This is a genomic window from Bordetella sp. BOR01, from assembly GCF_019218885.1.
Classification (GTDB): domain Bacteria; phylum Pseudomonadota; class Gammaproteobacteria; order Burkholderiales; family Burkholderiaceae_B; genus Bordetella_A.
On sequence record NZ_JAHUWT010000001.1, the window covers coordinates 420317 to 446053 of the forward strand.

Consider the following 25737-nt stretch of genomic DNA (forward strand, 5'->3'; position numbering starts at 1 on the left):
AAATCATTGGAGACTGCCATGCATTCTGTTATGCGACGCTTTGTCGTCCGACGCCTGGTCCGGCCCCTGGCCGTTTTGCTGGCCGGTGTCGGCCTGGTTCCGGTCACCCACGCTGCCGAGGCCGAGGCTTACCCCACACGCCCCGTGACGCTGGTGGTCGGCTACGCGGCCGGCGGCGCCACTGACATCGTGGCCCGCCTGGTGGCGAAGTCGCTGTCGGATTCGCTGGGCCAGCCGGTGGTGGTCGAGAACCGCACAGGCGCCAACAGCAATATCGGCGCCGAGGCCGTGGCCCGCGCCAAACCCGACGGATACACCCTGTACATTGGCTCGATCGCGAACACCATCAACCGTACCCTGTACGAGAAGCTCAACTACGACTTCAAGAAAGACTTCGCGCCGGTGGCGCTGCTGGCCACGATTCCGAATATCCTGGTGGTGCATCCCAAGTTGCCGATCCACTCGGTGCAAGAGTACGTGGCCTACGCCAAGAGCCATCCCGGCAAGCTGACCTGCGCGTCGTCGGGCAGCGGCTCTTCCATTCACTTGTCGTGCGAGATCTTCAAGATGACGACCGGCACCGACATCCTGCATGTGCCGTACCGGGGCAGCGGCCCGGCGGTGGCGGATTTGCTGGGCGGCCAGGTGGACTCGATGTTCGACAACCTGCCGTCGTCGCTGCCGCACGTGCAGGCCGGCAAGCTGCGCGCGCTGGGCGTGACCTCGCTCGAGCGGGTGTCGTTCGCGCCCGATGTGCCCACCCTGGCCGAGTCCGGCCTGCCGGGCTTTTCGGTGCAGTCCTGGTTTGCCGTCATGGCGCCGGCCGGCACGCCGGACGCCATCATCGGCAAGCTGAACCAGGCCATCAACGATGGCCTGTCGGGCGATGCCTTGCGCCAGTCCTACACGGCCGGCGGATTCGTGCTGCCCACGGCGCCCAATACGCCGGCGATGCTGCAAGAACTTATCGATAGCGAAATCGAGAAATGGGGCAAGGTCGTGACCTCGGCCGGCCTCAAAGTGCAATAGCAGAACCAGGAGCTGTCCGTGTACCCGATTGATTTCTTTCTGCGGGCTGCCGCCCGTTTCAGTGGCCGCGTTGCCCTGGACACGCCACAGGGCGCGTGGACCTACGGGCGCTTGCGCAGCGAGTCGCAGGCACTCGCCGCCGCATTGCAGGCCCTGGACCCCGCGCCGCAGAGCCGCGTGGCGATCTGCGCCGGCAATACGGCGCAGCATGTGGTGGCGCTGCTGGCGGTGATCGCCTCGGGCAAGATCTGGGTGCCGCTGAACTACCGCAGCACCGCGCCGGAAATCGCGCGCATCCTCGATGCCACCGAGCCCGGCATCGTGCTGACCGACGGCACCGGCGATGCGCTGGTGGCCGCAGGCCAGGCGGCGCACATCCAGCTGGATGGCACCGGCGAGCACACCCTGGCGGGCCTGCTGCAAGCCTATGCCGGCCGCGAACCCGTGCGCTGCGAACCCGGCACGGACGCCACGCAGGCGATCAAGTTCACCGGGGGCACCACCGGCCTGCCCAAGGGCGTGATGCAGCCCTACCGGGCCTGGACGGCCGTCATCGTCAACCAGATCCAGGCCTGGAAGCTGACCAGCGAAGACCGCTACGTGGTTGCCGCGCCCGTGACGCATGGCACGTCCACCTATCTGTTGCCCGTGCTGGCCCAGGGCGGCACCCATGTGTTCCTGGAAGAGTCGTCGCCGGCCACCATTACCAAGGCATTCCGCGAGCGCGGCGGCACGCTGTCGTTCATGCCACCCACCCTGATCTACATGATCATGGCCCAGCCCGGCGTGTCGCGCGCCGATTTTCCCGGCCTGCGCAACCTGATCTACGGCGGGGCACCCATGCCGGTTGAAAAATTCGAGCAGGTGCGCGAATTCTTCGGGCCGGTGGTGGGGGCCACCTACGGCCAGACCGAATCCCCGCAGATCGTCACGGCCATTACGCCGGCCGATTTTGCCGACCTGGCCAACCTGGGGTCGGTGGGCAGCGCCACCTGGTTCTCGGAATTCGCCATCATGGATCGCGAAGGCCGCATCCTGCCGGCCGGGCAAGCGGGCGAAGTGGTGGTACGGGGCGATCTGGTCATGACCGGCTACTGGCGCCTGCCCGAGAAAACGGCCGAAACCATTGTCGATGGCTGGCTGCACACGGGCGACGTGGGCGTCGTGGACGAACGCGGCTACCTGACCATCAAGGACCGCCTGCGCGACGTCATCATCACCGGCGGCTTCAACGTCTACCCCATCGATGTCGAGAACGCGCTGGCCCAGCATCCCGCCGTGTACGAGTGCTCGGTCTTCGGCATTCCCGACGACAAATGGGGCGAGGCCGTGCAGGCGGCCGTGCAGCTCCACAGCGGCGCATCCGCCGAACCGCAGGATTTGATGGTGTTCGTCCGCGACAGGCTCGGCCCGGTGCATACGCCCAAGCGCATCCATGTTTTCGATAGCTTGCCGCGCTCGTCGGTAGGCAAAGTGCTCAAGAACGTCGTCCGGGATACCGTCATCAAGGAGCTCGCATGAACCGCCCCGTTACCCGCCTGTGTGCCCACCATCTCGAGGGCATGTCGTACCGCGATTCCGACCTGGTCGAAGACCTGATCGGCAAGAAGACCTACGCCGAAGTGATGTTCTCGCAGATTATCGGCCGCGACGCACGCCCCGTGGACCTGCGCATCGTCGATGCCGTGCTGATCACCCTGATGGAACACGGCCTGACGCCCAGCGCCATCGCCACGCGCGTGGTCTACATGAGCGCGCCCGAAAACCTGCAGGGTGCGGTGGCAGCCGGCCTGATGGCCGTGGGCAGCAGTTTCGTGGGCACCATGGAAAACTGCTCGCTGCTGCTCGATCGCATCCTCAAGGCCGACGATGCCCAGGCCGAGGCGCGTGCCATCGTGCAGGCGCATCGCGATACCAGGCAGCCCTTGCCCGGTTTCGGCCACCACTTGCACAAGCCTGATGACCCGCGCGCGGTCAAGCTGCTGGAACTGGCCCGTGCCGAGCCCGACCTGGCAGGAAAGTGGGTGGGGGCGCTGGAACTGCTGGCGCTCACCGTCGACAGCGTGTATGGCCGCCACATCACCATCAATGCCACCGGCGCGGTGGCGGCCCTGCTGGGCGAACTGGGCATTCCCACCAAGCTGATGCGCGGCTTCGCGGTCATCTCGCGCGCCGCCGGCCTGGTAGCGCACGTGGCCGAAGAACAGCAATGCCCCTCGGGCCGCTTCATCTGGGAAACGATCGACCGCGAGATTCCCTACGTGGGCGCGGGCAAATCGGCCCACCGCCACCAGGAGAACTGACCATGGCAACGCAAGCGCCCGTCGCACTCGTAACCGGTGGCAGCGCCGGAATCGGCCGTGCCGTAATCGAACGGCTGCTGCAAGACGGCTATGAGGTCGTCAACTTCGACCTGAAGGCGCCCGCCGCGTGCCTGGCAGGTGAAATGCATGTAGCGGTCGACCTGTGCAGTGCCGATGCCACGCGCCAGGCCGTGGCCGCGCTGGCGGCCGAACGCGATGTCTTGTACCTGGTGAACAACGCCGGCACGGTACGCCCGGCGCTGCTCGAGCACGCATCGCCGGATGACCTGGCGTTCGTGATGGCGCTGAATATCCAGGCCCCCATGCTGTTGATGCAGGGGCTGCTGCCGGCCATGCGCCGCCGGCAATTCGGGCGCGTGGTGAATATTTCCAGCCGCGCGGCCCTGGGCAAGGCCGAGCGCATGGTGTATGCGGCCAGCAAGGCGGGCCTGCTGGGCATGACACGCACCTGGGCACTGGAAATGGCGGGCGACGGCATTACCGTCAATGCCATCGGGCCGGGGCCGATCGCCACCGAATTGTTCGAACGGGTGAACCCGCCGGGCGCGCCGCAAACCGAGAAAATACGCGCCAGCATCCCGGTGCGGCGCATGGGCACGCCGGCCGACATCGCGCATGCAGCGGCCTCGCTGCTGGACGATCGGGCCGGCTTCATCACCGGCCAGGTGCTGTATGTGTGCGGCGGCATGACGGTGGGCCTGGGGGCAGCGGCATGAGCAACGATCTCGATCATTTGCAGGCCTTGTTGCCCGCCGCCAGCACCCGGCTGGCCGGCAAGGTGGCGCTGGTGTCGGGTGGCGGATCCAGCGGCCCGGGCTGGAGCATCGGCAAGTCCAGTTGCGCCACGCTGGCGCGCCATGGCGCGGCCGTGTGCGTGCTGGATGCCAGGCTCGAGGCCGCGCAGGATGCTTTGGTCGCCGTACAAACCCTGGGCGGGCAAGGCCTGGCCCTGCAAGCCGATGTGGCCGACCCCGCCGCCATGGAACAGGCCGTACAGGCCGTCATGGCGCGCTACGGCAGGCTGGACATCCTGCAGGCCAATGCCGGCATCGGCAAGGTGGGCGGCCCCGAAGACATCGACATGGCCGACTGGGAACGCATCCAGAAAGTGAACGTCGACAGCCTGCTCATTGCCAGCCGGCTGGTCTTGCCCATCATGTGCAAGCAGGGCGGCGGCGCCATCGTGGCGGTGTCGTCGGTGGCCGGCTTGCGCTACCTGGGTTATCCGCACCTTGCCTACAACGTTACCAAGGCGGCGGTTATCCACTTCGCGCGCATGATCGCCCAGCAATACGCCGGGCAGGGTATCCGCGCCAATACCGTGGTGCCCGGCCTGATCGACACGCCACGGGTGCGCAATACGGTGGCACGCATGTTCTCGGCCGACGATTTCGAACAGGCCAGGGCCGCGCGCGATCGGCAAGTTCCCATGGGGCGCATGGGCACGCCATGGGAGGTCGCCAATGCGGTGGCTTTCCTGGCCTCGGACGAGGCAGCCTACATCACGGGCACCGAATTGGTGGTCGATGGCGGGCTTATCGGGAAGTACGCCTAGTCCCCTGATTCAAGCAGCAGTCATTGCGGCCGTGCCCACGCGGGGGCGGCCGCGCGTCACCTCTCGCGGTCAGCAGTCATACAACAGCAGTGTTTATCAGGAGAATTTGCAATGTGGAATTGCCGCAGCATCAAATCGTTGGTAAGCCTGACAGCCATGGCGGCGAGCCTGGCATGCGGCGTACCGGCCCAGGCTGAAAGCCAGTATCCGCAACGCCCGGTGACCATCGTCGTGGCCTTCGCACCGGGTGGCGCGACCGACGTGCTGGCCCGCAAGCTGGCACAGAAGCTGGGCGACCATTACAAGCAGTCATTCGTGGTCGAGAACAAGCCGGGGGCAGGGGGCAATATCGGCACGGCCTATGCGGGAAGGGCCAAACCCGATGGCTACACGCTGTACCTGGGCACGGTGGCATCGCATGGCGTGGCACCCAACTTGTACAAGCACACCGGCTACGATCCCATCAAGGATTTCACACCTATCGGCCTGATCGCGGCCAGCCCGCAAATCATCGTGGTGAACAAGGATTCGCCCATCCGCTCCATTGGCGACCTGGTCCAGCACGGCAAGACCGACAATGCCACCTATGCCTCATCCGGTGCCGGCACCACCATCCACCTGGCCGGCGAGATGTTCAACATCAAGGCGGGCACCAAGATGGAACACGTGCCATTCTCGGGCAGCGGACCAGCCGTCAACGCCTTGCTGGGCGGCCATGTAGACGTGATGTTCGACGACATGCCGTCCTCGGCACCGCACGTCAAGGCGGGCAGCCTGCGGGCCCTGGCCGTGACGGGCACGCAGCGTTCGGCGCTGTTTCCCGAGCTGCCCACGCTGTCCGAAGTGGGCAAGCCCTACGGCCTGGAAGGCTTCGATGTCTCGGCCTGGTTCTTCCTGGGGGCGCCGGCCGGCATACCGGACGGCATCGCTGATTCGCTGAACAAGACGCTCAACAGCATCCTGGTCGAAGACGACATGAAGAACTACGCGGCCGAGCGCGGCGCGCAGACCCTGCCCGGTACGCGCCAACAGGCCAGCCAGTTCATCGCGGGCGAACTGAAAAAGTGGGACGAGATCATCACGGCGGGCAACATCCCCAAGCTGTGATTGTTCGGATCCGCCAGGTTGCGCTTGCTGCGCACACAGGAGATTGCAGTGGAAAACCCGACCGCCGCCCGCAATGAGGTCATTGCGCAATGGCGCGATACTGTCGCGCGCCTGGCCACCGAAACCGGCACCGGCCTGGGCCTGATGCCGGATTCGATGGCCCAGGCCCTGCATGCCACGGCGCAGGCCGTGCCCGGCGCCACGCCGACTGCGGCGCTGTCCGCCGATCCGGGTTGGCACGACTGGTGGGAAAAGCGCGAGCGGCTCGCGGCAAGAGAGGTGACGGTGCAAGACCTGGCGCGGGCATCGCTGGACCGCCTGGCGCAGGTGCAGGGCGCCACGGCGGCGTGCGTCGAGTTGCTGCATGATTCGGCAATGAAGCAGGCACTCCAGCTGGACATGCGCCTGGCGGCGGGCGAGCCGCTGGGCTTGCTGGGCGGCATGCCGCTGGCGCACAAAGACCTGCTGCATCGGGTGGGGCGCATGGCAGGCTATGGCATGGCGCAGGCCGCCGGCCCGGCCTCGTTCGATGCCACGGTGCTGCGCCGCTTCGACCAGGCCGACGCGTTGCACCTGGCGCGCCTGCACATGACCGAGCTGGCGTTCGATCCGTCCGGCACCAATGCCATGGCCGGCCACTGCCGCAACCCCTGGTCGGCCACGCGCATCCCCGGAGGATCGTCCAGCGGCTCGGCTGCCGTGGTCGCGGCCGGCGCCGTCGATGGCGCACTGGGCAGCGATACCGGCGGCTCGATCCGCATTCCCGCGGCCCTGTGCGGCGTCACCGGCCTGAAACCCACCTTCGGCCTGGTCAGCCGGGCAGGCGCCATGAGCCTGAGCGCCACGCATGACCACCTGGGCCCGATCGCGCGCAGCGCGCGCGATTGTGCGCTGATGCTGCAGGCCATCGCCGGCCACGACATTGCCGATGCGGGCAGCGTAGCGGCCCCGCGCAGCGATGACTACGCCGGCAGCCTGGATGCCCCGGTGGCCCGATTGCGCATAGGCGTGCCGCAAGGCTATTTCACCGCCGGCCTGCATCCCGGGATACGGGCCGTGATTGACCAGAGCATCGCATCATTCCGGCTGCTGGGGGCCGACATACGCGAAGTGCCCGATTTCCCCTACGATGCCGTGAACGCGCTGGCCATCCTGATGATCCGCGCCGAGGCGACCGCTTTGTACGAAGGCCTGCTGCGGCCGCAGGCCCCGGCGACGCTGGGCGATTTCACGCGCGCGAGGCTGCAGGAAGGCGCGCCGATCCCGGCCACGCTGTACTTGCAGGCCCTGGCCCTGCGCGGCCCCCTGCTGTTGCGATTCGCGCAAACCGTGCTGGCCGATGTCGATGTCTTGCTGGCGCCGGTGTTTCCCCTGCCCACGCCGCGTATCGATGCCTTCGACACCATGAACGCGCAATCGCAATTGCTGCGTGGCGAACTCACGCGCCTGACGCGGCCGGTCAATTATCTGGGCCTGCCGTCGCTGTCGCTGCCAGGCGGGGCGTGCGCGCCGGACGATGAGCCCGGCGAGCTGCCGGTGGGCTTCCAGTTGATCGGGCGCCCGTACAGCGAAGCCTTGTTGCTGCGGCTGGGCCATGCGTTCCAGAAGGCGACGACGTGGCATTTGCGCCGGCCGCCGATGGCGGCTTGAATATCCGCCAAGGCTGGTATAGCGGCGCGGCTTTCGAAAATTGGCTGATTCCTGTCCTTTTTTGAGTTGGACGCCAAAGGCGGCGCATTCCTAGAATGGCTTGCGCATCTTGCGCGGGCAACACCGCCGCTGCGCCCTGCAAAACATAAAGGAGACAAGCACTCATGAGGAAAGCCTGGCCTTCGCCCTCACTCGCCAGGGGACTGGCGCCGTACCTTGCCGCTGCGATGTCCTTGCTCGCGCCGATCGCTGCCCATGCGGACGCGGCTGGCCGCTACCCTGATCGCGCCATCAACCTGATCGTGCCCATCGGCGCGGGGGGCGTGGCCGATACGTCGGCCCGCATCCTGGCCCAGCGGCTGGGCGACCACCTGAAGGTGCCGGTCGTGGTCCAGAACAAGCCAGGCGCCGCCCAGGCTATCGGTGCCGAGCTGGTGGCGCGCGCCAAGCCCGACGGCTATACGCTGCTCTTCTCGACCAGCGGCTTCGTGGCGGCCCCCATGCTGATCAAGGGCTTCAAACCCGATCCCGTCGAGGACTTCGACCCCATCTCGCTGATCGCCTCCAGCAATAATGTGCTGGTCGGCGCCAACGCCATTCCTGGCGGCAGGCTCAAGGGCTTGGTGGAGCTGGCCAAGGCCAAGCCCGGCCAAGTGTTCTACGGCTCGCCTTCCGGCGCGACTACGTTGGTGTTCGAATACCTGAATCAGGTGACGGGCGCGAAGCTCGAGCCTATTCTCTACCAGAGTACCCCGGCCGCCTGGGCGGACATCATCGGCGGCCGGGTCCATGCCACCATGGAAGGACCCAAGCTCGCCCAGGGGCAGGTACAGGCGGGCAAAGCGCAGGTGCTGGCCGTCTTCGGACATAAGCGGGCCCCCGAGTTCCCCGACGTGCCGACCGTGGCCGAACAGGGCTATCCGGGTTTCGGCATCGAGAGCTGGCAAGGCCTGTGGGCGCCCAAGGGTACGCCTGCCGAGGTGGTTCGCACACTGGAGCAGGCCGTGGTTGCGGTCATGGCCACGCCGCAGATGAAGCAGGAAATGCGCGCGGCCGGCCTGGACGCGGTGGGCAGTACGGCTGCCGAGTTCGGCAAGGAACTGCACGACAACGCGGCACTGTGGCGCAAGGTGGCCACCGAGGCCGGCATCGAACCCCAATAGGCGGCCCTTATGTTCAATCTTCTTGAAAAATGCCGCCGGCCGGGCGGTTTGGTGATGGGCTGGTGTTCGTCAGGCTCGCCCTTGCTGGGCGAAGCCATGGCAGTTGCCGGTTTCGACGCCCTGACAGTTGACCTGCAGCATGGTGTGCAGGATTTCTCCGATGCGTTGCGGGTGCTGCAGGCCATCGACGGCCGGGGTGTGCCCGCCATGTGCCGAGTGCCCTGGAACGAGCCCGGCATTGTAATGAAAGCGCTCGATGCCGGCTTCCAGGGCATTATTTGCCCGATGATCGATGACCGGGCCCAGGCGGAACAACTGGCGCGCTGGTGCCACTACCCGCCACATGGCATGCGATCGTTCGGCCCGCATCGCGCCCAGATCAGCCTGGGGAACGACTATGTGGCCCACGCGCATGAAGCGCTGGTCATCCTTCCCATGGTGGAAACCGAGGCGGGCCTGCGCAACCTCGACAGCATCCTGTCCGTTCCCGGGATTTCGGGTGTCTACGTGGGGCCCAACGACCTGGCACTGGCGCTCGGCCATCCGGCCCAGGCCATCCCGTGCGAGGCGGTGAAGGAACATATCGAGCACATTCTCGGGCGCACCAAGGCGGCGGGCAAGCTCTGCGGTATCGCTTGCGGTTCGCCGCAAATGGTGGCCGACATGCTGGCGGCCGGCTTTGACATTGCCACCTTGCAGAACGACTTGCGCCTGTTCTTGCATGGCATGACACAGCAATTGGTCGAGACCAGGCAACTGCGCCCATCTGCCGGGTGACCTGGCAGGCTTGTCGGCCGTGCCGGTTCCCGTTCCCAGGCCGGGTCACGAGGAACGCAAGGCGAAGGGCGAGCCCGGCGAGCGGCTCAGGGGGTGGCCGCGCACTGCCTGGCCGTCTCCGCGAACCGGTGGACGGTAGCATCGTGCTCATGGCGACGCCAGGCCAGCAAGGTCTGCAGGCCGGCGTCTTCCGCCCACTTGCGCGCGATTTGCAGAGGCCGTATGGCGATGCCTTCCACGGCATGCGAGGCCACTGCGTAAGGTACCGTGGCCAAGCCCACGCCGCGGCGCACCAGCCCCAGCATGGCAGTGATTTGCGACATCGACACAATGGCCCGGGGCATCACCCCATGCGCCGCGTAGAGCCGTTCCAGCGCCAGGTGGAAATACCGGGAATGCGGTGACCAGGCGATCATCGGTGCGCCATCCAGATGACGCAGCGGCACCTGCCGCAACGCGCTGAGCGCGTGGTCGGCTGGCATGGCCAGTGCCCAGCGGTCCGTCGTCAGAAGATGCGATGCGAAAAGGCTGGAGTCCACAGGCGGGCGCACCAGGGCTACGTCCAGCGCTGCTTCGCCCAGCATATGCAGTTGTTCTTCGATCAGCAACTCCTTGAAAACGAAGCTGACGCCGGGATACTGCTCGTGATGCCGTTGCACCAGCCGGGGCACCAGGTCAAACGCCGCCGTCGAGGTAAACCCGATGACGAGCGTGCCTTGTTCTCCACGGGCGGCCAACTGCGTCTTGGCGGCGGCTTCGCCGGCGCGATGCAAGATGGCTCGGGCCTCTTGCAGCAGGAACGTACCTGCCGGCGTCAGCGAGACCGAGCGGTTGCTGCGCACCAGCAGCCTGACGTTCAGCCGTTCTTCCAGCAACGAGATTTGCCGGCTCAGCGGCGATTGCGTCATATGCAGGCGCTGGGCCGCCTGGCCGAAATGCAGGGTCTCGGCCAGCGTCACGAAACACTGAAGCTGTTGCAGATCGAAAGGGCGTTTCATGGCATGGGCAAGGCCATTATCGTGGTGGCCATCGTTATAGATGAGTCAGACAGGCTACCCCGAAGCGAAAACAGGGCCAGATTGCTTATTGGGGGTTCTTATGCACGACGCCACCAGGCAGGTTTCCGTAGAGCGCTGAAGGTCACCATGGATCTGCTTACACTGCGCAAATCTGCCGAGACGCGGACACCTCGCATCCGCAATCGGCAGGAAGTTCGCCAACGCCCCGGGAATTGTCACCTCGCGCAGGATGAGGGCACCATGGAAAGAATAGCCGATGGCGTTACCATGTCCGGCCATATGTGAATTAGAAAGGGCTCGATCGCGCCGTATTGCGACCGCCTGGCAACCAATATCAGAGAGGTGCAAATGGCTGAAAGCAGTTGGGATCGAGTGCCAATCGACTCGCAAAGCATCGATGCGCCGCTGTCGCGCGCGGCGGTGTTTCTCACGTTGACGGTCGCCGAGGGCCGGGAGGCCCTGCAGGCCGTCGCCGGTGTCCTGGACGGGCTGGACGATCTGATCAAGACCGTCGGCTTTCGCGATCTCAACGGTCGGCTGTCGTGCATCACCGCCCTGGGGTCGGAACTGTGGGATCGTTTCCAGACCGGCAGGCGCCCGAAGGAGTTGCGCCCCTTCACGCCGATCAAGGGCCCGACGCACGCGGCGCCGGCCACGCCCGGCGACCTCTTCTTTCATATCCGGTCCGAGCGCGAGGATCTCTGCTTTGAATTCGAGCGGCTGTTGCTGGACCAATTGGGCAGCAGCGTGACGCTGGCCGACGAGGTCGCGGGTTTTCGCTACTTCGACTCGCGCGACCTGCTTGGCTTCGTCGATGGCACAGCCAACCCGACTGGCCACGACATCGGCTCGTCAACGCTGGTCGGCAGCGAGGATCAGGAGCACGCCGGCGGCAGCTACGTGGTGGTGCAGAAGTATCTGCATCGAATGCAGCCGTGGGCTCAGCTTTCCAAGGATGAGCAGGAGCAGATCATCGGCCGGGAGATCGTCAGCAACGTCGAATTGCCCGACGCGACGAGCGGCCAGAAGTCGCACAAGACCCTCGCCACGATCGTGGACGACGACGGCACAGAGCACGACATCCTGCGCGACAACATGCCTTTCGGTCGTCCCGGCCACGGCGAGTATGGGACGTACTTCATCGGCTACTCCAGGTATCTGTGGGTGACGCAGCAGATGCTGGAGCGCATGTTCCTCGGCGATCCGCCGGGTATGCACGACCGCCTGCTCGATTTCTCGACCGCGCGCACCGGCGCCGTGTTCTTCGCTCCCGCGCCCCGCACGCTGAGCGCACTGGTGCAGGCGGTGCAAACGTAGTGCGGGGTCGCATGGCCCCGACGACGGCCATGGGTCCTACGCGTCGTCCGGTGTCACCGCGCTGTCAACCAGCCGGCGAATGTCGTAGATCGACATCTTCCCGAGGCTGGGCAGCACGTTCTTGCCGAAAATCCGCAGGATAAAAAACGTTGGCTGTCGGTGGATTTCCGCGGCTTTCGCTGGAATGAAAAAAGGAGCCGAAGCTCCTTTTTCAACGAATTACAGACGCCAGTGGAAGTCTGTAGATCATAAGTTGGAGCGGGAGACGAGTCTCGAACTCGCGACCTCAACCTTGGCAAGGTTGCGCTCTACCAACTGAGCTACTCCCGCGTTGCCGGGCCCGGTTAAAGCAATGGGCCAATCAGCGAAGACCGGCATCATAGCGGTTTTCCGGGCGGTGTGCAAACCATTGGCGGCCTGCCGTTAATATGTGGGATATCGTTCGCTGTGCGCATAATCCGTTCTTGTTTTCAGTAACCCTTGCCCCTTACATGCCGGACCCATCCCAGGCCTTGCCCGACACCCCACTGGCCCCCGCCTTCCAGGACTTGACCCCGTTCAATACGCTGGGCTTGGCGGCTCGTGCTGCCGCCTTCGTCAGCCTGCGTGCACCGTCCGAGCTCGACGCCTTGTCGACGCTGGCCGGACGCTATCCCGGGCTGCTGGTGCTGGGCGGGGGCAGCAACCTGGTGTTGCCCCCGCAGGTCGACAACCTGGTGGCGCATGTGGCGCTGGCCGGCGTGCGCCTGCTCGAGGCCCGGCCCGACGCCTGGATCATCGAGGCCGGTGCAGGCGAAAACTGGCATGGCTTCGTGTCGGCCTGCGTGGCCAGTGGCTGGGACGGCCTGGAAAACCTGGCGCTGATCCCCGGCACCGTGGGCGCCGCGCCGGTGCAGAACATCGGCGCCTATGGGGTGGAGCTGGCCGACCGCTTCCTGGGCCTTACCGCCTGGAACGTGGCACAGCGCCGCCTGGTGGACATGGATGCGGCCGCCTGCCGTTATGCCTACCGTGACAGCGTGTTCAAGCACGAGGCGCCGGGTACCTGGATCATCGTATCGGTGCGCTTTGCGCTGCCGCGGCCCTGGCGCGCCGTGCTGGATTATCCCGACCTGCAGCGCCAGGCTGGGCTGGCCGGCGGCACCCCCACGGCGCGCGCTATTTTCGACGCCGTTTGCGATATCCGGCGCGCCAAGTTGCCCGACCCGGCGGTTATCGGCAACGCCGGCAGCTTCTTCAAGAATCCGCTGGTCGATGCGGCGACACGCGACGCGCTGGCCGCACGGTATCCGGGCCTGGTCTCGTATCCCCAGCCCGATGGCCGCTACAAGCTGGCCGCCGGCTGGCTGATCGATCAATGCGGCTGGAAGGGCCGGCACCTGGGCCCGGCCGGGGTGCACGACAGGCAGGCCCTGGTGCTGGTCAACCGTGGAGGAGCCACGGGTGCCGACATTCTGGCGCTGGCCGCCGCCATCCAGCGCGACGTGGCCGACCGTTACCAGGTAAAGCTGGAGCCCGAGCCTGTGGTGTGGCGCGATGCGCCGCCTCGGGGCTGAGGCGGCAAGGGTAAGGCCGTTTACAGCCCCAGCACCGCCTGCATGTCGAACAGGCCGTTGCGGTGGCCTTGCAGGTAGCGTGCCGCGCGCAGGGCGCCTTCGGCATAGGTGGCGCGGCTAGTAGCACGGTGCGTGATCTCGATGCGTTCGCCGACGCCGCAGAAATACGCTGTGTGGTCGCCCACGATGTCGCCACCGCGCACGACCGAGAACCCGATGGTGCCCGGCTTGCGCACGCCCGTGTCGCCATGGCGGGTCCAGGTGGCCACGTCGGGCAGGGCCACGTCCCAGGCCGAGGCAATGGTTTCGCCCATTTTCAGGGCCGTGCCCGACGGCGCGTCGATCTTGTTGCGATGGTGCGCCTCGAACACTTCCACGTCGTAGCCCGAATTCAGGATGCGCGCAGCCACGTCCAGCAGCTTCAGGGTGGCGTTGACCCCCACGCTCATGTTGGGCGCGAACACAATGGCGATTTTCTGCGCAGCCACTTCGATGGCGGCGCGGCCGTTGTCGTCGAAGCCGGTGGTGCCGATGACCATGCAGGTGCCGTGCCGCACGCAAGCCTGCAGGTGGCCCAGGGTGGCTTCGGGGCGGGTGAAGTCGATCAGGCAGTCGGCGCCGGCCACGGCGTCGAGCTGGTCGGTGATGGCCACGCCGGTATCGCGGCCCAGGAAGGCGCCGGCATCCTGGCCGATGGCCTCGGCGCCAGCGCGGTCCAGGGCGGCCGCCAGGGTCAGGTCGGGGCTGTTCAGCACGGCTTCGATCAGCATGCGGCCCATACGGCCGCCGGCGCCGGCAATGGCGATGCGCATAGTGTTTCCTTGTTCCACGGCGTCAGCGCAGCGGCTCGGCGCCGCCGCCAGGTTGGCCGATAGAACTGGGGGGCAGGGCGTCGGGCGCGTTCAGCCGCAGCTCGCGGCGGCCGGGCGGCGGCGTCTGGGGCTGCGCGGCAGGGTTCTGCATGTCGGACATATCGGGCTGGGCATCGCCGGCATCGGGGAGCGACTGCGTATCGGGGGTCGGTTGCGCATCCGGCGCCGGCTGCGCAGCGGGCGCGGGCTCGATAGGCTGGGCACCGGCTGGAGGCGTGCCCAGCGCGGGCAATTGGGCCGGATCCACCGGCGCCGGCGCGGTAATGCCGCTTGCGCCAGCGGCGTCCTGGCGGGCCGTTTCCGCATCGACTTTTTCGTCGGCCTTTTCCAGGGTCGGGTTGCCTTCGGCGTCGAGCTGGAAGGGCTGCAGCTCGGGCTGTTCATCGCCGCTCCAGCGCACCAGGCGGTCGTTGTCGAACCAGACCGTGAACTTGCGTTCTTGCGCCTTGCCGTAGCCCGGCTTGAAGAAATAGGGGTAATCCCAACGATCGGCGTGCAGCACGCTGGTCAGGGTAGGGCTGCCCAGGGCAAAACGCACTTGCTCGCGCGTCATGCCCGGCTGCAGCAGGGCGACCTGCTCTTGGGTGATCCAGTTGCCTTGCTGCACAGGCGCTTTGTACGGGAAACCCCATTTGTCGGATGTGCAGCCTGCCAAGGCAGCGGCAACGGCAGCCGCCGCCAGGGCTGTTTTCAGGAACCGGGTCGGAATACGTGCAATCATGGACGCCAAGTGCCCCTATCTGTGATTTAAAGCCAGTAAAACCGTTATCATAAAGGTTTCATATTGCGGTAGTTCCGCAGGCGGCGGAAAAAGGCGGTACGCTGCCAGGGTAGCTACCGTGATTTCTGCCCATGCCAAACCGCGGACGGAGAGCGATTACACCATGACCACCGACCAAAGCGAACTGAAGAACATGGGTTTGAAGGCGACTTTCCCGCGCCTGAAAATTCTGGATATCTTCCGTAAAGCCGACCAGCGCCACCTCAGCGCCGAAGACGTCTACCGTGCCTTGATCGGCGAAAACGTCGAAATCGGCCTGGCCACCGTCTATCGGGTGCTGACCCAGTTCGAGCAGGCCGGCATTCTCAGCCGCAGCCAGTTCGATAGCGGCAAGGCCGTATTCGAGCTCAACGACGGCGATCACCACGACCATCTTATTTGCACCAACTGCGGCAAGGTAGTCGAATTTTCGGATCCCGACATCGAAAAGCGCCAACACAAGGTTGCCAAAGACAACAACTTCGTGCTGGAAAGCCACGCCATGGTGCTATATGGCATCTGCGGCGACTGCCAACGCACCCGTTAGGTTTTTTGCCTTGGGCCGCCCCAAGGCAAAAAGCGCCCCCTTTTGGGGCAGCAAGCGCAGCGCAGCGCTTTTTCTCTTTGCGGCAGGCTAGCGCGACGGCTCTGCCAGCCCGCCCAGCATCTCGCGCGCATGTTCGCGCGTGGTGGCGGTGATCTTGATACCGCCAAGCATGCGGGCGATTTCTTCCACACGTTCGCCGGCATCCAGTTCTTCGATATGCGAACGGGTCGTGCCGGCGGTTTCCGTCTTGCTGACCCGGTATTGCGCCGCGCCGCAAGCCGCCACCTGCGGCAGGTGGGTCACGCACAGCACCTGATGGCGCTCGCCCAGTTCGCGCAACAGCTTGCCCACCACTTCGGCCACCGCGCCGCCCACGCCGCTGTCGACTTCATCGAAAATCAGCGTGGGGACGCGCGCGGCGCGGCTGGCAATCACCGACAAGGCCAACGAAATACGCGACAGTTCGCCGCCTGAGGCCACCTTGGCCAGCGGGCGCGGCGACGTGCCGGCGTGGCCGGCCACCAGGAACTCGACGTGGTCGCTGCCTTGGGCGGACCCGGCGCCCCGCGACACCACGGGTTCGAACCGGCCGCCCTGCATGGCCAGGGTTTGCATGGCCTGGGTGACTTGCTTGCCCAGGCTCTTGGCCACCTTGGCGCGGGCGGCCGACAACTTGCCGGCCGCCGTTTCATATTGGACGCCTGCCGCTTCGGTCCGGCTGCGCAGGGCGTCGATATCGGCCGCCGCCTGCAAGTCGGCCAGTTGTGTGTGCACTGTGTCGCGCAAGGTCGGCAAGGCCTCGGGCTCGACCTTGAACTTGCGGGCGGTTTCGAACACCGTGCCCATGCGGGCTTCGACATTGGCCAGCCGCTGGGGGTCGAGTTCTACGCGGCTGACGTAGTTGTTCAGGTCGGATACGGCCTCGGCCACGGCGATGCGGGCTGATTCGAGCTCGTCGGCCACGCCTTGCAGGGCAGGGTCGTGGCGCAGCATCTGCTGCAGGCGATGCTGCGCGGTGTTCAGGCGATGGTGGGCGCTATCGCCTTCGCCGTCGAGCGCTTCCAGTATTTGCCCGGCACCATCGAGCAGGGCCTGGGCATGTGCCAGGCGCGACTGTTCGGTTTGCAGGGTGTCCCATTCGTCGGGCTGCAGGGCCAACTGGTCGAGCTCTTCGGCTTGCCATTGCAGGCGCTCGCGTTCGGCGGCCAGGCCGGCGGCATCTTTTTCGGCCAGTTCGAGCTGGCGCGCCAGCCCTCGCCAGTCTTTCCAGGCCTGGGCCACCGCCTGGCGCAGTTCGCCATGGCCGCCGTGCGCGTCGAGCAGGTCGCGCTGCGCCTCGGCGCGCATCAGGCTTTGGTGTGCATGCTGGCCATGGATGTCGACCAGGCTGTCGCCCAGCTCGCGCAGTTGCGTCAACGTGGCGGGCATGCCATTGATATAGCCACGGCTACGCCCCTGGGCATCGACCACGCGGCGCAGCGCCAGTTCGTCGCCGGCGTCCAGTTCGCGTTCGGCCAGCCATTTTCGCAGGGTGTCGGGGATGTCGAACAGGGCCGTGATGTCGGCGCGCGTGGCGCCTTCGCGCAGCACGCCGATGTCGGCCCGTTCGCCCAGGGCCAGCGCCAAGGCATCGATCAGGATCGACTTGCCGGCGCCCGTTTCGCCCGAAAACACCGTGAAGCCGGCCCCGAAATGGATCTCGGCCTGTTCGACAATGACGAAATCACGAATATGCAGGGTACGCAGCATGCGGGTGCCGTTATTCCACGCTGTCCGAGGCCTGTGGCATCAGGTTCCAATGCAGCTTGCGGCGCAGGGTCGAGAAAAAGCTGTAGCCTTCAGGGTGCACGAAACGAACCGTATAGGGTGCACGCTGCACCGAGATACGGTCGCCCGGCTGCAGGTCGGACCAGGTCTGCATGTCGAAATGCACACTGGCGCCGACCTCTACCCGGCCGATGGCCGTCAGGGTCATGCTGAGCTCGCCGCCGCCCGGAATGACGATGGGCCGGTTCGACAGGGTCTGGGGCGCCACCGGCACCAGCACGATGGCATCCAGGCCGGGGTGCAGGATGGGGCCGTTGGCCGACAGCGCATAGGCCGTCGAACCCGTCGGGGTGGCGATGATCAGCCCGTCGGCACGCTGCGAATACATGAAGGCGCCGTCGAGCTCGACCCGTACTTCGATCATGCCGCCGCGCCCGGCGCGGTTCAGCACCACGTCGTTCAGCGCCGGCGCGGTATACATCAGCTGGTCGCCGCGCCAGACGCTGCCCACCAGCAGCATGCGGTCTTCGGCCTGGTAATTGCCCTCGATGACCCGTGCGAGCGCACTGTGCGCTTCTTGCAGCGGCACGTCGGTGATGAAACCCAGGCGTCCGTGGTTGATGCCCACCAGCGGCACGCCGTAGGGCGCCAGGGTGCGGGCCGCGCCCAGCACCGTGCCGTCGCCGCCCATCACGATCGCCAGCGATGCGGTTTCGCCGATTTCTTTCAGGCTGGCCACCGGGTATTCGTGCACGCCGGTATTGCTGGCGGTATCGGCCTCGACCAGCACGCGACGGCCGGCCTGCTGCAGCATGTGCGCCAGGGCGCGCAGCGGTGCATCCAGGCCGGTATCCTGGTGTCTGCCAATCAGGGCGACGATAGGGAAGTGCATGGCGAAAAGGAAACGATTATCGAAGGGAACAGCGGATTCGGCGATTATATGGGGCCGCATGTTCCGCTGCTGGACAAAAATCGCCCATTTCCAAAAGTTTCCCTACAATAGTCGATATGGATGATCGTGCACGCGCATTGCTTAAAGCGTTGATAGAACGCCACATCGCCGACGGACAACCGGTCGGTTCGCGCACGCTTTCCAAGGTTTTCGACCTGTCGCCGGCCACCATCCGCAATGTCATGGCCGACCTCGAAGACCTCGGGCTGATCCACAGCCCGCATACCTCGGCCGGGCGCATTCCCACGCCGCGCGGCTATCGCATATTCGTCGATTCGCTGCTGGCGGTGCAGCCCTTCGAACTCCAGCACCGGCAGTTCAGCGAAGCGGCCCTGACGGCCACCGAGCCCTCGCGCGCAGTCAACGCGGCAGCGGCGCTGCTGTCGAATCTGACCCAGTTCGCCGGCGTGGTGCTCACGCCCAAGCGCGCGCAGGTGTTTCGCCAGATCGAATTCATCCGGCTGTCCGACAAGCGCGTGCTGCTCATCATCGTCACGCCCGATGGCGACGTGCAGAATCGTATCCTGTCGATGCAGCGCGACTATACCGAGATCGAACTGATCGAGGCAGGCAATTTCTTCAACATCCATTTTGCCGGCAAGTCTTTCGATGCCGTGCGCCGTACGCTTACCACCGAACTGGCCCAACTGCGCGAAGATATCTCGCGCCTGATGCAGGCCGCCGTGGAAGCCGGCGCCGAAGCCGCCGAAGACGGTGACGACATGATCATCTCGGGCGAACGCAAGTTGCTCGACGTGACCGACATTGCCTCCGACATGGACCGCCTGCGCAAGATGTTCTCGCTGTTCGAGCAGAAAACCGATCTGTTGCAGTTGCTCGATATCTCCAGCCGTGCCCAGGGCGTGCAAATCTATATAGGTGGCGATTCGCAGTTGCTGCCCATGGAAGAAGTCTCGGTCATCACGGCGCCTTACGGGGTCGACGGCAGGGTGATCGGTACCCTGGGGGTCATCGGCCCCACCCGCATGGCGTACGAGCGTGTCATTCCCATCGTCGACATCACGGCGCGGCTGCTGTCCAACGCTTTCAGTCAAAACCAATAGATCTGCATCGGGCCGGCCTTCTTTTCGCGGAGAAGGGCCCAGAGGGGTGTTTTCGTGTTTCTTCGCCTGTTCAAGTATTTGTGGCCCGAGCGTTACTTGCCCGAACCCCGCCAGGCGGACCCTTTCGATGAAAACCCTGCCCCCAGCGCGCCCGGCGGTGTCGGCGTGCTGTTGGTCAATCTGGGGACCCCCGACGCGGCCACGCCGCGCGACATCCGCCGCTACCTGGCGGCATTCCTGTCCGACCCGCGCGTCATCGAGATCCCCCGCTATTTGTGGCTGCCCATTCTGCACGGCATGGTCCTGGCACGACGGCCGCGTCGCCTGCAGCCGCGCTACGCCGGCATCTGGATGGAAGAGGGCTCGCCACTGATGGTGTACAGCCGGCGCCAGGCCGAAGGCGTGCAGCGTGTGTTGAACGAGCGCGGCCATACCGTGCAGGTCGAGCTCGCCATGCGCTATGGCGAACCCTCGATCGCCCAGGCGATCGACCGGCTGCGCAAGCAAGGCTGCCAGCACATTCTTACCGTGCCGCTGTATCCGCAGTACGCGGCCAGCACCACCGCCACCGTGGTCGATGCAGTCGCCGCGCAGGTCGGACGATTGCGCGACCAGCCCGAATTGCGCTTTATCAAACGTTTTCACACTGACCCCGGCTACCTGGACGCGCTGGCGCGCCGCATATCCGATTACTGGCAGGCCAACGGCCGGCCGCAGAAGCTGGTGATGAGCTTTCACGGCTTGCCGCGCTATTCCATCGAATTGGGCGACCCGTACTACCGCGATTGCCTCGAAACCGCGCGCCTGCTGCGCGAACGCCTGGGGCTGCCGCCCGAACAGGCCGAAGTCACGTTCCAAAGCCGTTTCGGCGCCGCACGCTGGCTCGAACCCTACACCGAGCCCACCCTGAAGATGATGGCCGCCCAAGGTGTTACCGAGATCGACGTCGTGTGCCCTGGATTCGTGGCCGACTGCCTGGAAACGCTCGAGGAAATCAGCCAGGAATGCCGCGATGCCTTCCTGGGCGCGGGGGGGCGCCAGTTCCGCTACATTCCGGCCTTGAACGACCATCCGGCCTGGATAGAAAGCCTGGCCGGCCTGGTCGACAATCACTTACAAGGCTGGCCCACACGCGCCGGCTGAGGCCGTACACTGGCTGTTAGCACGTCCGCCGCGGCGGACGCTGTCGGCTTGGCAGGCCGCCACCGATCGCAACTCTTCAGGAGACAGCGCATGAACACACCCGTGAAACCCGGCGTGGGCACTTCCTCCGAGCCTGGGCATGCCAATCTGAAAGAAGACCCCATCGAGCGCGAGCTCGACGAAGCCCTGGCGGATACCTTCCCGGCCAGCGATCCCATCGCCGTCACGCCCGAAGAAGCCCCGCAACGCGAGTCCGAGACCGCCATCGACGAAGCCCTCGAAGACAGTTTCCCGGCCAGCGATCCGCCAGCCCCGGCGCAGCCCGACAAGCCCTAGCGGTATCCAGCCAAGGCGCGGGGCCTGGCCCGCGTCCTGGCCCCGCTTGCCGGCCTTGGCCTCTTGAAATCACCGAATCGGCCCCCATTATCGGGGCCGACGCTATTGTTTTTTGGAGGAATTCCCCATGACGGCATCTCAAGAGCCTGTCGATCAAGCCCCCGAGTCCGGCGAGCAGGCTCCGGCCATGCCCGCCACCGTTGAAGCACTGCAGGCCGAACTGGCCGCCGTACGCGCCGAGCTCGAGGCTGCCCAGGCCACCGTCACCGCGCAGCAAGACCAGTTGCTGCGCACCCGTGCCGACGCCGAGAATGTTCGCCGCCGGGCGCAAGACGACGTATCCAAGGCGCGCAAGTTCGGCATCGAGTCTTTCGCTGAAAGCCTGGTGCCTGTCAAAGACAGCCTGGAAGCGGCGCTGGCGCAGCCCGACCAGACCCTCGAAGCGCTGCGCGAAGGCGTCGACGTCACCCTGAAGCAACTGACTGGCGCCTTCGAACGCAATCTGCTCAAGGAAATCGCACCGGCCCAGGGGGACAAGTTCGACCCCCATCAGCACCAGGCGATTTCGTCCGTGCCTTCCGACCAGCCTGCCAATACCGTGGCGCAGTTGCTGCAAAAGGGCTACGCCATCGCCGACCGCACCTTGCGGCCCGCCCTGGTGATGGTGTCAGCCGGCCAAGGTTGAGCGCCATGTCCGGCCCCACGTCTTTCGACCCGGCCCAGGTCTTCGAAGTGTTCGCCATGCGCCCGGTCGGCAGCGCCGATTTCGACCAGATCGTGGTCGAAGCGCCGGGCGATGACCTGCGCTGCGTGTTCTTGTGGGGCCAGGATTGTTACAATTGTAATTTGTTCAAGCAGGCGGCTTTGCTGCACCAGCAGGCGCTGCTGGCTTTGGGGTTGGCCTGGTTCCAGGCCGACGTCTACGCCGACGAAGCCCTGGGGCGCCGGTTTTCGCTGCATGGCGTGCCCACTTTCGTGCTGTACCGCGGCGGCAAGCGCCTGGGGCGCATCACGGGCTGGCCGGGGCTGCCGCGCTTCACCGAAGCCATCGAACGCCTGCAGGGCCCTGTCCCGGGGCCGGCTGGGGGCCCTTGAAAAACCCCTCTGGCGACCCCAGTTAGGCTAAGACTCAGTTTTCATTCCTGTATTTACGGATCTTCATCAAGGTATTCCACCATGAGCAAAATCATCGGTATCGACCTGGGCACGACCAACAGCTGCGTGGCTGTCATGGATGGCACCCAGGTCAAGATCATCGAAAACGCCGAAGGCGCCCGCACCACGCCCTCCATCGTTGCCTACATGGACGATGGCGAAACCCTGGTCGGCGCGCCGGCCAAGCGCCAGGCTGTCACCAATCCCAAGAACACCCTGTACGCGGTCAAGCGCCTGATCGGTCGCAAGTTCGAAGAAAAGGCCGTGCAGAAAGATATCGACCTGATGCCCTACAGCATCGTCAAGGCCGATAACGGCGACGCCTGGGTCGAAGTGCGCGGCAAGAAAATCGCGCCTCCTCAAGTGTCGGCCGACGTGCTGCGCAAAATGAAGAAAACCGCCGAGGACTACCTGGGCGAAGAAGTCACCGAAGCCGTGATCACGGTGCCGGCGTACTTCAACGACAGCCAGCGCCAGGCCACCAAAGACGCCGGCCGTATTGCCGGCCTGGAAGTCAAGCGCATCATCAACGAGCCTACCGCGGCCGCGTTGGCGTTTGGCCTGGACAAGTCCGAAAAGGGCGACCGCAAGATCGCCGTCTATGACCTGGGCGGCGGCACGTTCGACGTGTCGATCATCGAGATCGCCGATGTCGACGGCGAGAAGCAGTTCGAAGTACTGTCGACCAACGGCGATACGTTCCTGGGCGGCGAAGACTTCGACCAGCGCATCATCGACTACATCATCGGCGAGTTCAAGAAAGAGCAGGGCGTCGACCTTTCCAAAGACGTCCTGGCCCTGCAGCGCCTGAAAGAGGCGGCCGAAAAGGCCAAGATCGAGCTCTCGTCCAGCCAGCAGACCGAAATCAACCTGCCGTACATCACGGCCGATGCGTCGGGCCCCAAGCACTTGAATCTGAAGATCACGCGCGCCAAGCTGGAAGCGCTGGTCGAGGAACTGATCGAGCGCACCATCGACCCCTGCCGCGTGGCCATCAAGGACGCCGGCGTGAAGGTTTCCGAGATCGACGACGTGATCCTGGTCGGCGGCATGAGCCGCATGCCCAAGGTCCAAGAGAAGGTCAAGGAATTCTTCGGCAAGGATCCGCGCAAGGACGTCAACCCCGACGAGGCCGTAGCCGCGGGTGCCGCCATCCAGGGTTCGGTGTTGTCGGGTGATCGCAAAGACGTGCTGCTGCTCGACGTCACGCCGTTGTCGCTGGGTATCGAAACCCTGGGCGGCGTCATGACCAAGATGATTCAGAAGAACACCACGATCCCGACGCGTTTCTCGCAAACGTTCTCCACGGCCGACGACAACCAGCCTGCCGTGACGATCAAGGTGTTCCAGGGCGAGCGTGAAATTGCCGCGGGCAACAAGAGCCTGGGCGAATTCAACCTCGAGGGCATTCCGCCGGCGCCGCGTGGCCTGCCGCAGATCGAAGTCACGTTCGACATCGACGCCAACGGCATCCTGCACGTGTCCGCCAAGGACAAGGGTACCGGCAAGGAAAACAAGATCACCATCAAGGCCAACTCGGGCTTGTCGGAAGACGAGATCCAGCGCATGGTCAAGGATGCCGAGGCCAACGCCGAGGAAGATCATCGCGTTGCCGAGCTGGCCCAGGCCCGCAACCAGGCCGACGCGCTGGTGCATGCCACCCGCAAGTCGCTGACCGAATATGGCGAGAAGCTCGAAGCCTCTGAAAAAGAAGCCATCGAGAACGCCATCAAGGAACTGGAAGACGTGCTCAAAGAAGGCGACAAGGCGGCCATCGACGCCAAGGTCGAGGCCTTGTCGACGGCTTCTCAGAAGCTGGGCGAAAAGATGTACGCCGACATGCAGGCGGCCCAGGCCGGCCAGCAGGAAGCGGCCGACTCGGCCAAGCCGGTGGACGAGAACGTGGTCGACGCCGACTTCAAGGAAGTCAAGCGCGATCAGTAATGGCCGTCCATGACGCCTGAATGCGCCCGGTAACCGGAATTTCCGGCTACCGGGCGGATTTGTTCAGTAGCTACAAGTTTATGGCTCTTCCCGAGCCCATCCATTATGGCAAAACGCGATTACTACGAAGTCCTGGGCGTGGCAAAGAACGCCGCGGACGATGAACTGAAAAAAGCCTACCGCAAGCTGGCCATGAAGTACCATCCGGACCGCAACCCGGACAGCAAAGACGCTGAAGAAAAGTTCAAGGAAATCAAGGAAGCCTACGAAGTCCTGGGCGACGAGCAAAAGCGCGCCGCCTATGACCGCTATGGCCATGCGGGGGTCGATCCCAATGCGGCCGGCATGGGGGGCGCGGGCATGGGAGGCGGCTTTGCCGATGCCTTCGGCGACATCTTCGGCGAGATCTTCGGCGGCGCCGGGGGCCGGCGCGGCGGCGGTGCGCAGGTGTACCGTGGCGCCGACCTGAAATATGCGCTGGAAATCACGCTGGAGCAGGCGGCGCACGGCTTCGATACGGAAATCCGCGTACCCAGTTGGGAACACTGCGACACCTGCCATGGCAGCGGCGCCAAGGCCGGCACTTCGCCCAAGACCTGCCGTACCTGCGGCGGCTCGGGCGCGGTGCGCATGCAGCAGGGGTTTTTCAGCGTGCAGCAAACCTGCCCCACCTGCCATGGCAGCGGCAAAGAGATCACCGATCCGTGCCCGGCCTGCGACGGCGTGGGACGCATCCGCCGCAACAAGACCTTGCAGGTGAAGATTCCCGCAGGGATCGACGACGGCATGCGCATTCGTTCCAGCGGCAATGGCGAGCCGGGCATCAATGGTGGTCCGCCGGGCGACTTGTACGTCGAGATCCATATCAAGCAGCACAAGATCTTCCAGCGCGACGGCGACGACTTGCACTGCGAGCTGACCATTCCGTTCACCACGGCGGCCCTGGGCGGCGAACTGCAAGTGCCCACCCTGGGCGGCAAGGCAGAGATCTCCATTCCCGAAGGCACGCAGTCCGGCAAGACCTTCCGCTTGCGCGGCAAGGGCATACGCGGGGTGCGCGCCGGCTATCCGGGCGACTTGTACTGCCATGTGGCGGTCGAGACCCCGGTGCGGCTCAGCGATGAGCAGAAAACCATCCTGCGCCAGTTCGAGACCTCGTTGAGCGACGGGGGCGATCGCCATTCGCCGCAAAGCAAGTCCTGGACCGATCGCGTAAAGGAATTCTTCAGCTGATCGGGCAAGCGTGGCTTCATCGGCGCGCATAAAAAAACCCTGCCGCACAGCGCGGCAGGGTTTTTGCCATCAGGCCCGGCCCATGCGGGCCACATGCGGGCCGGACAGCTTGCCTGTTATTGATCAGTGATCAGTTGGCAACCGGGGGATAGTCCAGTTCGCCGAAGGTGTACTGGCCATTGGCCTTGGCTTGGGCCAGTTCGGCGCGGACCTCTTCGCGGCTCTTGCCGGCGGCAGTGGACACCTGGGCAGCGGGGTAGTCTTGTTCGCCGAAGGTGACCAGGCCGGCAGCCTTGGCCCGGGCCAGGTCAGCCTGCACCTGGGCGCGGGTCGGCGCGTTGGCGTCGGCCTGGCCGTACACGCCCTGGAAAGGGACGTTGTTGGGTTCGATATTGGGCGAGGCGGCATACGCGCCGGCGCTCAGCAGGCCCATCGAAACAAGTAGAGCAGTGGCTAGGGTTTTCATG

General features: G+C 65.2%; 24 protein-coding genes, 1 tRNA gene and 1 pseudogene. 19 read left to right on the plus strand and 7 right to left on the minus strand.

Annotated features, from left to right (window positions below; translation table 11 throughout):
• Positions 1-18: 18 nt before the first annotated feature.
• The 9 genes from KW845_RS02000 (at position 19) to KW845_RS02040 (ending at position 9605) form a co-directional block, all read left to right on the plus strand.
• Positions 19-1029, plus strand: a complete 1011-nt coding sequence (locus tag KW845_RS02000; protein ID WP_218367502.1) for a tripartite tricarboxylate transporter substrate binding protein — start codon at positions 19-21, stop codon at positions 1027-1029.
• A gap of 18 nt (positions 1030-1047) precedes the next feature.
• Positions 1048-2550, plus strand: a complete 1503-nt coding sequence (locus KW845_RS02005) for an AMP-binding protein (protein ID WP_218367503.1) — start codon at positions 1048-1050, stop codon at positions 2548-2550.
• Complete coding sequence (locus KW845_RS02010) at positions 2547-3332, plus strand: citryl-CoA lyase (RefSeq protein ID WP_218367504.1); 786 nt, start codon at positions 2547-2549, stop codon at positions 3330-3332. Before KW845_RS02005 ends, KW845_RS02010 begins: the two co-directional genes overlap by 4 nt.
• 2 nt (positions 3333-3334) lie before the next feature.
• Positions 3335-4069: an SDR family NAD(P)-dependent oxidoreductase gene (locus KW845_RS02015; RefSeq protein WP_218367505.1), complete on the plus strand. Its 735-nt coding sequence runs from the start codon at positions 3335-3337 to the stop codon at positions 4067-4069.
• Positions 4066-4908, plus strand: a complete 843-nt coding sequence (locus tag KW845_RS02020) for an SDR family NAD(P)-dependent oxidoreductase (RefSeq protein ID WP_218367506.1) — start codon at positions 4066-4068, stop codon at positions 4906-4908. Before KW845_RS02015 ends, KW845_RS02020 begins: the two co-directional genes overlap by 4 nt.
• A gap of 111 nt (positions 4909-5019) precedes the next feature.
• Positions 5020-6015, plus strand: a complete 996-nt coding sequence (locus KW845_RS02025; protein WP_218367507.1) for a tripartite tricarboxylate transporter substrate binding protein — start codon at positions 5020-5022, stop codon at positions 6013-6015.
• A gap of 48 nt (positions 6016-6063) precedes the next feature.
• A complete protein-coding gene (locus tag KW845_RS02030) occupies positions 6064-7665 on the plus strand; it encodes an amidase (RefSeq protein ID WP_218367508.1) in 1602 nt (533 codons plus the stop codon).
• 227 nt (positions 7666-7892) lie between these two features.
• Positions 7893-8828, plus strand: a complete 936-nt coding sequence (locus KW845_RS02035) for a tripartite tricarboxylate transporter substrate binding protein (protein WP_218367509.1) — start codon at positions 7893-7895, stop codon at positions 8826-8828.
• A gap of 9 nt (positions 8829-8837) precedes the next feature.
• Complete coding sequence (locus tag KW845_RS02040) at positions 8838-9605, plus strand: HpcH/HpaI aldolase/citrate lyase family protein (protein WP_218367510.1); 768 nt, start codon at positions 8838-8840, stop codon at positions 9603-9605.
• 86 nt (positions 9606-9691) lie between these two features.
• On the opposite strand, the gene KW845_RS02045 is transcribed toward KW845_RS02040, so the two are convergent.
• Positions 9692-10603 (minus strand): LysR family transcriptional regulator, encoded by a 912-nt coding sequence (locus tag KW845_RS02045; RefSeq protein WP_218367511.1) that lies wholly within the window; start codon positions 10601-10603, stop codon positions 9692-9694.
• A 369-nt stretch (positions 10604-10972) separates the two neighbouring features.
• On the opposite strand from KW845_RS02045, the gene KW845_RS02050 reads away from it, so the two are divergent.
• On the plus strand, positions 10973-11941 hold the full coding sequence (locus tag KW845_RS02050; protein WP_218367512.1) for a Dyp-type peroxidase: 969 nt from the start codon (positions 10973-10975) through the stop codon (positions 11939-11941).
• Between the two features lie 254 nt (positions 11942-12195).
• Here the strand turns inward: KW845_RS02050 and KW845_RS02055 are convergent.
• Positions 12196-12271: transfer RNA gene (locus tag KW845_RS02055), tRNA-Gly, on the minus strand.
• Between the two features lie 161 nt (positions 12272-12432).
• Between KW845_RS02055 and murB the strand changes: the two genes are divergently transcribed.
• Positions 12433-13497 carry a UDP-N-acetylmuramate dehydrogenase gene (gene murB / locus KW845_RS02060; RefSeq protein WP_218367513.1) on the plus strand — a complete coding sequence of 355 codons (1065 nt, stop codon included), beginning with the start codon at positions 12433-12435 and terminating at the stop codon, positions 13495-13497.
• A gap of 20 nt (positions 13498-13517) precedes the next feature.
• Here the strand turns inward: murB and dapB are convergent, their stop codons facing one another.
• Together dapB and KW845_RS02070 are read right to left on the minus strand one after the other, a co-directional pair.
• Positions 13518-14309: a 4-hydroxy-tetrahydrodipicolinate reductase gene (gene dapB, locus KW845_RS02065; protein WP_218367514.1), complete on the minus strand. Its 792-nt coding sequence runs from the start codon at positions 14307-14309 to the stop codon at positions 13518-13520.
• A 244-nt stretch (positions 14310-14553) separates the two neighbouring features.
• Positions 14554-15090 (minus strand): annotated as a pseudogene (locus KW845_RS02070) (outer membrane protein assembly factor BamE); the annotation flags it as partial.
• A gap of 163 nt (positions 15091-15253) precedes the next feature.
• Here KW845_RS02070 and fur point away from each other — a divergent pair.
• On the plus strand, positions 15254-15676 hold the full coding sequence (fur, locus tag KW845_RS02075; RefSeq protein ID WP_218367515.1) for a ferric iron uptake transcriptional regulator: 423 nt from the start codon (positions 15254-15256) through the stop codon (positions 15674-15676).
• Between the two features lie 87 nt (positions 15677-15763).
• Here fur and recN read toward each other — a convergent pair whose 3' ends face one another.
• Together recN and KW845_RS02085 are read right to left on the minus strand one after the other, a co-directional pair.
• Positions 15764-17425, minus strand: a complete 1662-nt coding sequence (gene recN / locus KW845_RS02080) for a DNA repair protein RecN (protein WP_218367516.1) — start codon at positions 17423-17425, stop codon at positions 15764-15766.
• A gap of 10 nt (positions 17426-17435) precedes the next feature.
• Entirely contained in the window at positions 17436-18335 is a 900-nt protein-coding gene (locus KW845_RS02085) for an NAD kinase (protein ID WP_218368592.1), read from the minus strand.
• 116 nt (positions 18336-18451) lie between these two features.
• Between KW845_RS02085 and hrcA the strand changes: the two genes are divergently transcribed.
• The 7 genes from hrcA (at position 18452) to dnaJ (ending at position 25270) form a co-directional block, all read left to right on the plus strand.
• Complete coding sequence (gene hrcA / locus KW845_RS02090) at positions 18452-19459, plus strand: heat-inducible transcriptional repressor HrcA (protein WP_218367517.1); 1008 nt, start codon at positions 18452-18454, stop codon at positions 19457-19459.
• Positions 19460-19513: 54 nt separating this feature from the next.
• A complete protein-coding gene (hemH, locus tag KW845_RS02095; RefSeq protein ID WP_218367518.1) occupies positions 19514-20602 on the plus strand; it encodes a ferrochelatase in 1089 nt (362 codons plus the stop codon).
• Positions 20603-20692: 90 nt separating this feature from the next.
• Positions 20693-20938: a hypothetical protein gene (locus KW845_RS02100; RefSeq protein ID WP_218367519.1), complete on the plus strand. Its 246-nt coding sequence runs from the start codon at positions 20693-20695 to the stop codon at positions 20936-20938.
• Positions 20939-21065: 127 nt separating this feature from the next.
• Complete coding sequence (grpE, locus tag KW845_RS02105) at positions 21066-21623, plus strand: nucleotide exchange factor GrpE (RefSeq protein ID WP_218367520.1); 558 nt, start codon at positions 21066-21068, stop codon at positions 21621-21623.
• Positions 21624-21628: 5 nt separating this feature from the next.
• Positions 21629-22033, plus strand: coding sequence for a thioredoxin family protein (locus tag KW845_RS02110; RefSeq protein ID WP_218367521.1), 405 nt, complete (start codon positions 21629-21631; stop codon positions 22031-22033).
• Between the two features lie 9 nt (positions 22034-22042).
• The gene (dnaK, locus tag KW845_RS02115) at positions 22043-24037 is read left to right on the plus strand and encodes a molecular chaperone DnaK (protein ID WP_255592449.1); all 1995 of its coding nucleotides are present in this window, start codon (positions 22043-22045) and stop codon (positions 24035-24037) included.
• A 105-nt stretch (positions 24038-24142) separates the two neighbouring features.
• Positions 24143-25270: a molecular chaperone DnaJ gene (gene dnaJ, locus KW845_RS02120; RefSeq protein ID WP_218367523.1), complete on the plus strand. Its 1128-nt coding sequence runs from the start codon at positions 24143-24145 to the stop codon at positions 25268-25270.
• 130 nt (positions 25271-25400) lie between these two features.
• Here dnaJ and KW845_RS02125 read toward each other — a convergent pair whose 3' ends face one another.
• Positions 25401-25736, minus strand: coding sequence for a DUF4148 domain-containing protein (locus KW845_RS02125; protein ID WP_218367524.1), 336 nt, complete (start codon positions 25734-25736; stop codon positions 25401-25403).
• Between the last annotated feature and the right edge of the window lies 1 nt (position 25737).